General features: G+C 42.7%; 10 protein-coding genes. All 10 read left to right on the top strand.

From position 1 onward, the window contains the following. Positions 1–60 precede the first annotated feature (60 nt). The 10 genes from IIC38_10555 to udk all read left to right on the top strand — a co-directional run bounded on the left by IIC38_10555 (position 61) and on the right by udk (position 7,765). On the top strand, positions 61–429 hold the full coding sequence (locus IIC38_10555) for a hypothetical protein (protein MCH8126392.1): 369 nt from the start codon (positions 61–63) through the stop codon (positions 427–429). Positions 430–461: 32 nt separating this feature from the next. Further along, a complete protein-coding gene (locus tag IIC38_10550; GenBank protein ID MCH8126391.1) occupies positions 462–1,169 on the top strand; it encodes a hypothetical protein in 708 nt (235 codons plus the stop codon). A 14-nt stretch (positions 1,170–1,183) separates the two neighbouring features. Then, the gene (locus tag IIC38_10545) at positions 1,184–2,350 is read left to right on the top strand and encodes a hypothetical protein (protein MCH8126390.1); all 1,167 of its coding nucleotides are present in this window, start codon (positions 1,184–1,186) and stop codon (positions 2,348–2,350) included. Next, positions 2,340–2,822 carry a tail fiber domain-containing protein gene (locus IIC38_10540; GenBank protein MCH8126389.1) on the top strand — a complete coding sequence of 161 codons (483 nt, stop codon included), beginning with the start codon at positions 2,340–2,342 and terminating at the stop codon, positions 2,820–2,822. Before IIC38_10545 ends, IIC38_10540 begins: the two co-directional genes overlap by 11 nt. A 76-nt stretch (positions 2,823–2,898) precedes the next feature. Next, positions 2,899–3,294, top strand: coding sequence for a hypothetical protein (locus tag IIC38_10535; protein ID MCH8126388.1), 396 nt, complete (start codon positions 2,899–2,901; stop codon positions 3,292–3,294). Continuing rightward, on the top strand, positions 3,236–4,396 hold the full coding sequence (locus IIC38_10530; GenBank protein MCH8126387.1) for a T9SS type A sorting domain-containing protein: 1,161 nt from the start codon (positions 3,236–3,238) through the stop codon (positions 4,394–4,396). The genes IIC38_10535 and IIC38_10530 overlap by 59 nt, the downstream gene beginning before the upstream one ends. A 219-nt stretch (positions 4,397–4,615) precedes the next feature. Beyond that, on the top strand, positions 4,616–6,058 hold the full coding sequence (locus IIC38_10525; GenBank protein ID MCH8126386.1) for an RtcB family protein: 1,443 nt from the start codon (positions 4,616–4,618) through the stop codon (positions 6,056–6,058). A gap of 98 nt (positions 6,059–6,156) precedes the next feature. Next, complete coding sequence (locus tag IIC38_10520) at positions 6,157–6,591, top strand: single-stranded DNA-binding protein (GenBank protein ID MCH8126385.1); 435 nt, start codon at positions 6,157–6,159, stop codon at positions 6,589–6,591. Between the two features lie 140 nt (positions 6,592–6,731). Then, on the top strand, positions 6,732–7,142 hold the full coding sequence (cdd, locus tag IIC38_10515) for a cytidine deaminase (GenBank protein ID MCH8126384.1): 411 nt from the start codon (positions 6,732–6,734) through the stop codon (positions 7,140–7,142). Beyond that, complete coding sequence (udk, locus tag IIC38_10510) at positions 7,139–7,765, top strand: uridine kinase (protein ID MCH8126383.1); 627 nt, start codon at positions 7,139–7,141, stop codon at positions 7,763–7,765. Before cdd ends, udk begins: the two co-directional genes overlap by 4 nt. Positions 7,766–7,875 lie beyond the last annotated feature (110 nt).

The following is a 7,875-nucleotide window of genomic DNA, read 5'->3' as shown; positions in this document are numbered from 1 at the left end:
AAAGAAATAGAAGAAACAAAAAAAAAATACACAGAAAACAAGTGTGATGAAGTGATTACCATGTTGAATAAATGTTTGGACAAGAGCGGTTTGCCAAATGAACAATTGGTCACCGCACACTCATTTTTAGCCAAGGCTTATGAAGCCAAAAGTTTAGAGGATGAAGCAAAAGCAGCGATAGAAAAATTATTGCGTCTGTTTCCAAATTACAAAGCTGATCCCGTTAACGATAAACCTGCCTACGTTGACATGGTAGAAGAAGTTAGAATAGAGATGAAAAAGAAGATGGATGGCGGTATAAATTGGTTATTGATCGCTGGTGGAGGGGCTGTAGCCGGTATAGTGGCTGTAGTGGTTCTGGCAGGTAAAAAAAGCGATAATGGCCCAACCCAATTACCATCGCCACCGCCTATTCCACCTATCCCCTAGAGACTTTTGAATGAATTGAAAACATTATCAGTTTGATATTAACGGAAATTTACAATTGTGTAGACATTCAAAAATCCTCAAAACTTGAGGAGGAGGAAGAAATGAAGACGCAAAGAATTACCTTAATTGTAAGCCTGGTTTTAGTACTGGCTGCAACTTCTTTGTTCGCCCAGGCGCCGCAGCTTATCAACTACCAGGGCAAATTGAATCAGGGTGGGGCGCCGGCAAACGGCACTTTTTCCATTACCTTTTCCGTCTATGCGGTAGAATCGGGAGCGGTGTCGCCACTGTGGACAGAGAGCCAAACTGTAACTGCAACCAACGGCGTGTTCAACGTACTTTTGGGCAGCATTACATCATTTCCGAATGATCTGTTTACCGCCAGCGGAGAGCGTTACCTGGGCATCAAAGTGGACAATGATCCCGAGATGACTCCTCGCTTTCGTTTTGCCAGTGTGGCATTTGCTATCCGTACTGCGAATGCAGATACATCCATCTTTGCTGCGAACGCGGATACGGCGCAGGTGGCGAGAGAAGTGTTGTCTATTGGGCCAGTTCCCGATGGCCATTCTCTTGACGCTGAAGATGGAGACCCGACAGATGTGGTTTTTGTGGACAGCACCGGCAACGTTGGCATTGGGACGACCGAGCCTGGTGAAAAGCTAAGCGTGTCCGGTATCCTTGAGTCTACTTCGGGAGGATTTAAGTTTCCGGACGGAACGCTGCAGCTGGAGATCTGACAGATGTGGTCTTCGTGGACAGCACTGGTAACGTGGGTATTGGGACCACAAGTCCGATGGCTCTGTTGCACCTCGATTCTGGATTTATCCAGGACCCTGATGCCAAAATATATTTTACTAATGGGACTGGGAAAACCGCATCAATACAGTATGATGGTAATAGTAATGGATTTGAGTTCAGGACCAATGGCACGGCTCCTAAGGATACCAAATTCTTCATAGGGGACAATGGCAATGTCGACATCAACGGCAACCTCAATGTGGATAACGGTTCCTTGTACGTGAATAGTGCGAATAACAAAGTCGGCATCGGTACGACGAGTCCAGGATCCAAGTTGGATATTGAAAAATCAGGTTATGGCAGCGGTTTTATCAGGATGACTAACACCTTGGCAAATCAAGAAGCAGTTATTGGCGTTGTAGACGCTGGGGCAATTCCCGGTAATGCTCTTTTGTTTGCTTTCGATGAAGGCAGCGGTACCTCCGGCTTAGGGGGCGCTACAATCCATTCTGGTTTTGGCATTCAAAGAACAGCGGCTAATACCTTAAGAGTGTTTACCACGCAAACAGACGGCCAGATCAGGAATGTTTTGGATGACGGTGACGGCAACGTCGGAATTGGGATAACCACTCCCGCTTACAAGCTTGATGTAGCAGGCGCGGTCAATGCCACGGAATTTTTGGTCAACGGTGTCCCACTGGGTGCAGGTGGCTCCGATAGTCCGTGGAATAGTGGGGCCAAAAACTCGATCAACTACACAGCCGGAAACGTTGGCATTGGGACGACGAGCCCGGATTTTACATTGGATGTGGCGGGGGACGTGAGAATTCAGGGGGCAGATCTCATTATTGGAACCAACGATGGACGGGATATTGGGAGCATAACGGATCAAAGGGCCCTTGTCCATTTCCTCAATGATGAGCTCATTGTGAATTTCAACGGTGACTTTGAGGGTGGGACGATCATCGAAGGATTAGAAAAAACACCTAACTTTTTCGTTAGCGCGGAAAAGGACGGCAACGTCGGCATTGGGACGATGGAGCCAACTGAAAGGCTTCATGTTACTGGACACATTAAAGCCAACGATGAAGTTGTCGTAGAAAGTGCAAATTTCGCCAATAGAAATTTCAAAATGACCTCCGCTGGTGTACAGAGACTGTCCGCAACAAATGATCTTTAATATAGACTACGCTACTGTTTTTATGCCAGCGTCGATTCATTTTATTGAGGGTGGTGTTGAGAGAATGCGGATTCATGCCGGAGGAAATGTTGGCATCGGAACAGGTTCTGGTCCCACTGAGAAACTTCATGTCGTCGGTAACATCCTGGCTACCGGTACCATTACGGGAACCATAGTTGATGTCTCTTCAAAAGATTTGAAAAAAAACATTGAAGACCTTTCAGTTACCGAAGCCGTAGGAACGCTGGAAGACCTTAAACCCGTGAAATTCAAATTTAAGGCTGAGGATGAAAATGACCTCCATATTGGCTTTGTCGCCGAAGATGTCCCGGCACTCGTGGCGACTCCTGATCGCAAAGGGGTTAGCCCCATGGATATTGTTGCCGTACTGACCAAAGTTGTACAGGAACAGCAGAAGACGATTGCAGAAATGCAGAAGAGAATTCAAGCTTTGGAGGATCTAAATAAATAATTTTGCCTTACTGGTTCAAACTTGCAAGTAAAGGCCAATAGAATTTTCCAGGATTATGACTAAAAGGAACCTTCAAATGTGTCAGTTAAAATTTATAAAAATGATGTTTTTGAGCTTGTGTATCTTTATATGCAGCGCTCCAATATTCGCACAAACCAGCGTTGAGTCTTCCACCCAAAGCAACCTGGGCGGCACGGCGCAATCTCAAAATTTTTCTCTTACTGCGACGGCGGGGGGCCAGGCCTCTCCCATCGGCGAAGCTGCGAGAAGCGCTCAATTTTCGCTATTGAGCGGCTCGGCTACAGTCGTAGTTTCGGTAAATAAGGAACCTGAGATTATTCACACGGTCCAGACTTTGGTCAACGCAAACGAAGCCATCACAATTATTGCTACCATTACAGATGATTTTGGAATTGAAAGCAGATCAGTCCTATGCAGAATTTCCCAGCACTTCAGGAATGACTCCGGGTAAGTCATTCTGGCTAATAGTAAAAGATGCAGGAAAAATCATCGATACTGGCTCGGGGAGGTCGAACACCACTTCCGCTGAATTTGCAATTAATTTGCACGCGGGCTGGAATTTCATAGCCAATCCGTTTAATTTCCCGATTCCTCTTTCGAATGTGAGGATGGAGAGCGGAACCAACCTGGATATTCGCTTTTTTAACGGTTCTCAATTCTCAACTTTCACAGGCAGCCTAAATCCATTTGACGGTTATGCGGTGTATAGTGAAAATTCGGATCGACTGATCGTTGACCCACTTCTGTTTCCTCCGACAAGCCAGTCACAAAAAGGAACTACTGGGACAGATAATGAAGATGTGATTTGGTCCATTCGGATTATGGCACAATGCCAGGAAGCCCTGGACACGTACAACTTTGCGTCTGTGGTTTCCGGAGCCTCAGAGGGCTGGGATCAGCATGACCGACCTGAAGCACCGGTGATTGGCGAATACGTATCCGTTTATTTTCCCCACCCTGAGTGGGGCAAAGTCAGCCCAATCTATGCGACGGATGCCCGACCTGAGCCCTTGGAAGGCGACATTTGGGAGTTCGAGGTTAAAAGCAATATAAAGGATAAAGTTACGTTAAATTTTGCAGTTTTGGAAAGCGTGCCTGAAGATTATGAAATATGGCTTGTGGATGATGCAGTAAAAAGTTCTTTAAATTTGCGTAGCACACAGGAGTATACATTTGCCAGTTACGGAAAAGAATATCCGAAAAAGTTAAAACTGGTTGTTGGAAAGCAAGAATACATCGATAACCAGTTTGATAGTATCGACTTTGTCCCAGAGAGCTACGAATTATATCAGAATTTCCCAAATCCGTTTAATCCAATTACTGCTATAAGCTATGGATTGCCTTTTGATAGCAAAGTAACGATTAGAATTTATAATTTACTCGGAGAAGAAATAATAACACTTGTTAATAACCAGCAAACCAAGGCGGGTTATCATACTATTATTTGGGATGGCAGAAATTCTTATAATAGCAAAGTTGCCACAGGAATGTATATTTATCAGATGATTTCTGGGCGATTTATTCAAAATAAGAAGATGGTCCTAGTAGAATAATATTTTAGAATATTGATTCGAAACATTAAACAAATAGTTCAGGAGATAAATGGAGGCCTCATGGATTTACTACCCAGGCAAAACCAAATGAATTTGAAGCCTGGATCGAAAAAGCAAATAAAAACGCTTACTATTTAAAGAAAAAAAATTAGCATTTTTATTCACGTATTATTATTAGAAAAAGATGGCGAGTTTGTTTGAATATAATAAATTAATATCATGCCTGAAATCGAAATAACCAAAATCTCTGATTTTCTCTGGGAAATTCCCAAACAAGGCGGAATGAACGTTCCCGGCAGGGTGTATGCTTCAAAATCTATGATGGAGGATATTCGCGGCGATAAAAGTCTTCAGCAAGTGATGAACGTTGCGCATCTGCCAGGTATTTTAAAATACTCCATGGCAATGCCGGATATTCACTGGGGTTATGGTTTTCCGATTGGCGGCGTCGCAGCTTTCGATTTGGACGATGGTGTGATTTCCCCGGGCGGGGTCGGTTATGACATCAATTGCGGTGTCCGCCTGTTAGGTTCTGAGCTTCACAAAAAAGAAGTACTACCGAAAATGAAAGACCTCGTGGCTGCACTATTTTCACGGATTCCTTCCGGGGTCGGCGCTAAAGGACCACTACGGCTTTCTGCGAAGGAGCTCAATAAAGTCTTGCTAAAAGGCGCTAAATGGGCTGTGCAGAATGGTTATGGTATGGAAGATGATATCGAATATATCGAAGAAAACGGCCAGATTGAAAATGCCAATCCGGAACGAATTAGTGATAATGCGATACGAAGGGGATTGCCCCAGCTTGGCACCATTGGCTCCGGAAATCATTTCGTGGAAATCGACTATGTGGCTGAAATCTACGATGAAGTAGCGGCAAGTACAATGGGATTGGAATTGGACCAGGTTGCAGTCATTATACATACCGGTTCGCGTGGATTTGGCTATCAAGTTTGTGATGATTATATCCGCAAGATGTTAGTCGCTGCTCAAAAATATGGAATCGATCTTCCGGATCGGCAACTCTGTTGTGCACCCTTCCGGTCTCCTGAAGCACAGGAATATTATGAAGCCATGAACTGTGCTATCAATTTTGCTTTTGCAAATCGACAGGTTATTACACAATGGGTCAGGGAATCTTTTGAGGTTACGTTAAAATTATCTCCAAAAGAAGCATTTTTACCTGTGGTTTACGAAGTCGCACACAACATAGCTAAAGTTGAGAACCACACGATTGATGGGGTTGAAAAAGAAGTGATTGTACATCGCAAGGGAGCAACCAGGGCCTTTCCGGCGGGCATGGACGAAATACCTCTTAGATACAAACAAATTGGCCAACCGGTAATTATTCCCGGCGATATGGGGCGATATTCTTACGTTTTGGCCGGCGAACCCAAATCTATGCTGGAAACATTTGGCTCTTCCTGTCACGGCGCCGGAAGAAGGTTAAGTCGAAAAAAAGCAATGAAAAGCGCAAAAGGTAGGAACATCTATAAAGAATTGGCAGAAATGGGTGTAACAGCTATGGCTTCGAGTAGGGCTACATTGGTTGAAGAAATTCCTGAGGCTTATAAAGATGTCACCGATGTCGTGGATGCGGTTCATGGTGCGGGTATTGCCAGGAAAGTAGCTAAATTAAAGCCAATGGGTGTAATCAAAGGATGAGAAAATATTACAATAATGAGATTTTTCTTGACAGTATAATATATTTTTCATACAATAAAAAATAATTAAAACTTTTAACCCTAACATTAAGGAGGGGAATCATGTCACGAGGCGTTAACAAAGTTATTTTGATTGGTAATCTAGGTGGAGATCCTGAACTCAAGTATACCCAAAATGGTCATGCAGTTGCGACATTTAATGTTGCAACCACCGAAAGAAGGCCTGATAAAGATAATAACTGGACTGATCATACGGAATGGCATCGTGTTGTCACCTGGCGTAAACTTGCAGAAACCGTAGGGGAATACCTAAAAAAAGGAAGTCAGGTTTATATAGAAGGGCGAATTCAAACACGCCAATGGGAAGATAAGGATGGTGTTAAACGTTATCAAACAGAAATTGTAGCACAGAATTTACAAATGTTAGGACGTCGATCAGATGACGACGCTCCTGCTGCTGCAGATAATTTTCCCGTAGAACCAGAACCAGATCAAGAATCCGGAGGCGATGAAAGTTCCGATCTTCCATTTTAATCCAAAACAAGCTCATAAGACACGCATTTGTTCTTTGATTTTTTAATTTATTTTTTATTTATAGGGACTGTAAAAATGAAAATTTTTCAGTCCCTTTTTATTTGAGACGCGAATTTTAAAGTTCTGACTCGAGGTTATCGGTGATCGAATTGAATGAACTAGTAGCAAAGGCAGTTGCAGCGCAAAAAGAATCCTTTTCTCCATATTCAAATTTTAGAGTAGGAGCAGCGCTTCAAGCAGAGGATGGACAAATATACACCGGCTGTAACATCGAATGCAGCTCCTATGGATTAACAATCTGTGCAGAACGAGTCGCCTTGTATAAAGCAATTTCTGAGGGGAATCGATCCTTTCGTCGCATTGTTGTCATAACAGATTCCGAAGATTTCTGTCCACCTTGCGGGGCGTGTCGCCAGGTTTTGTGGGACTTTGCAAAATCTCTTGAAATCATAATTGTGAATAAAAATGGAAAACAAAAAACACACAAAATCGGCGATCTTTATCCTGAAGCGTTTGACAGTGAGTTTTTAGATAAAGGGGATTCCGAGTGAGTAAGCATATTCTTATCGGGATCGCCGGTGGTACAGGCTCGGGAAAATCTTTGGTAGCTAAGACTCTTATTGATAAATTGGGTGATGATCATGTTGCCATGATTCAGCAAGATGCATATTATTATAATTTAAAACATTTGAGTTTTGCAGATAGGTCATCCCAAAATTTTGATCATCCTGATGCTTATGACGAAAGACTTTTATTAAATCATATTAAAATTTTACTTTCAGGTGGAACTATCGAACAACCGATTTATGATTTTTCACAACATTTAAGAAAAAATGAGTCAAAAAAAGTAGGCGGTCAAGTAATTATCATACTCGATGGGATCCTTGTCCTGCATAGTGAGCCATTAAGGGAAATGATGAAGATTAAGGTTTATGTAGATACGGATGCAGATATTCGTCTGATCCGCCGATTACAGCGGGACTTGCATGAAAGAGGCCGAAATATTAAATCCATTCTTGAGCAGTACGAAAAAACGGTTCGACCCATGCACCTCCAATTTGTGGAGCCTTCCAAACGCTATGCGGATATTATTATACCCCAAGGGGGCAAGAACTTTGTTGCGATAGATTTATTAAAGACCAAAATTGAGTCTATCCTTCAAAATGAGTCTTAAGAAAAATTTCATTAAATTGAATTACAATTCTGTGATTAAATTCTTGAAAAACAAGTAAATTGATCATATATATATTGTCCAATTTTTAATCGTCTAAACTATCATGTTCA

The organism is candidate division KSB1 bacterium, from assembly GCA_022566355.1.
Classification (GTDB): domain Bacteria; phylum Zhuqueibacterota; class JdFR-76; order JdFR-76; family DREG01; genus JADFJB01.
Note: the sequence above shows the minus strand (reverse complement) of the source record. Positions and strands in the feature narration are given on the sequence as shown.

What these genes read in the sequence shown, in the direction of transcription:
- IIC38_10525 (MCH8126386.1), top strand. Translation starts at nt 4,616, where the DNA reads ATGCCTGAAATCGAAATAACCAAAATCTCTGATTTTCTCTGGGAAATT.
- IIC38_10540 (MCH8126389.1), top strand. Translation starts at nt 2,340, where the DNA reads ATGATCTTTAATATAGACTACGCTACTGTTTTTATGCCAGCGTCGATT.
- IIC38_10535 (MCH8126388.1), top strand. Translation starts at nt 2,899, where the DNA reads ATGTGTCAGTTAAAATTTATAAAAATGATGTTTTTGAGCTTGTGTATC.
- IIC38_10555 (MCH8126392.1), top strand. Translation starts at nt 61, where the DNA reads ATGTTGAATAAATGTTTGGACAAGAGCGGTTTGCCAAATGAACAATTG.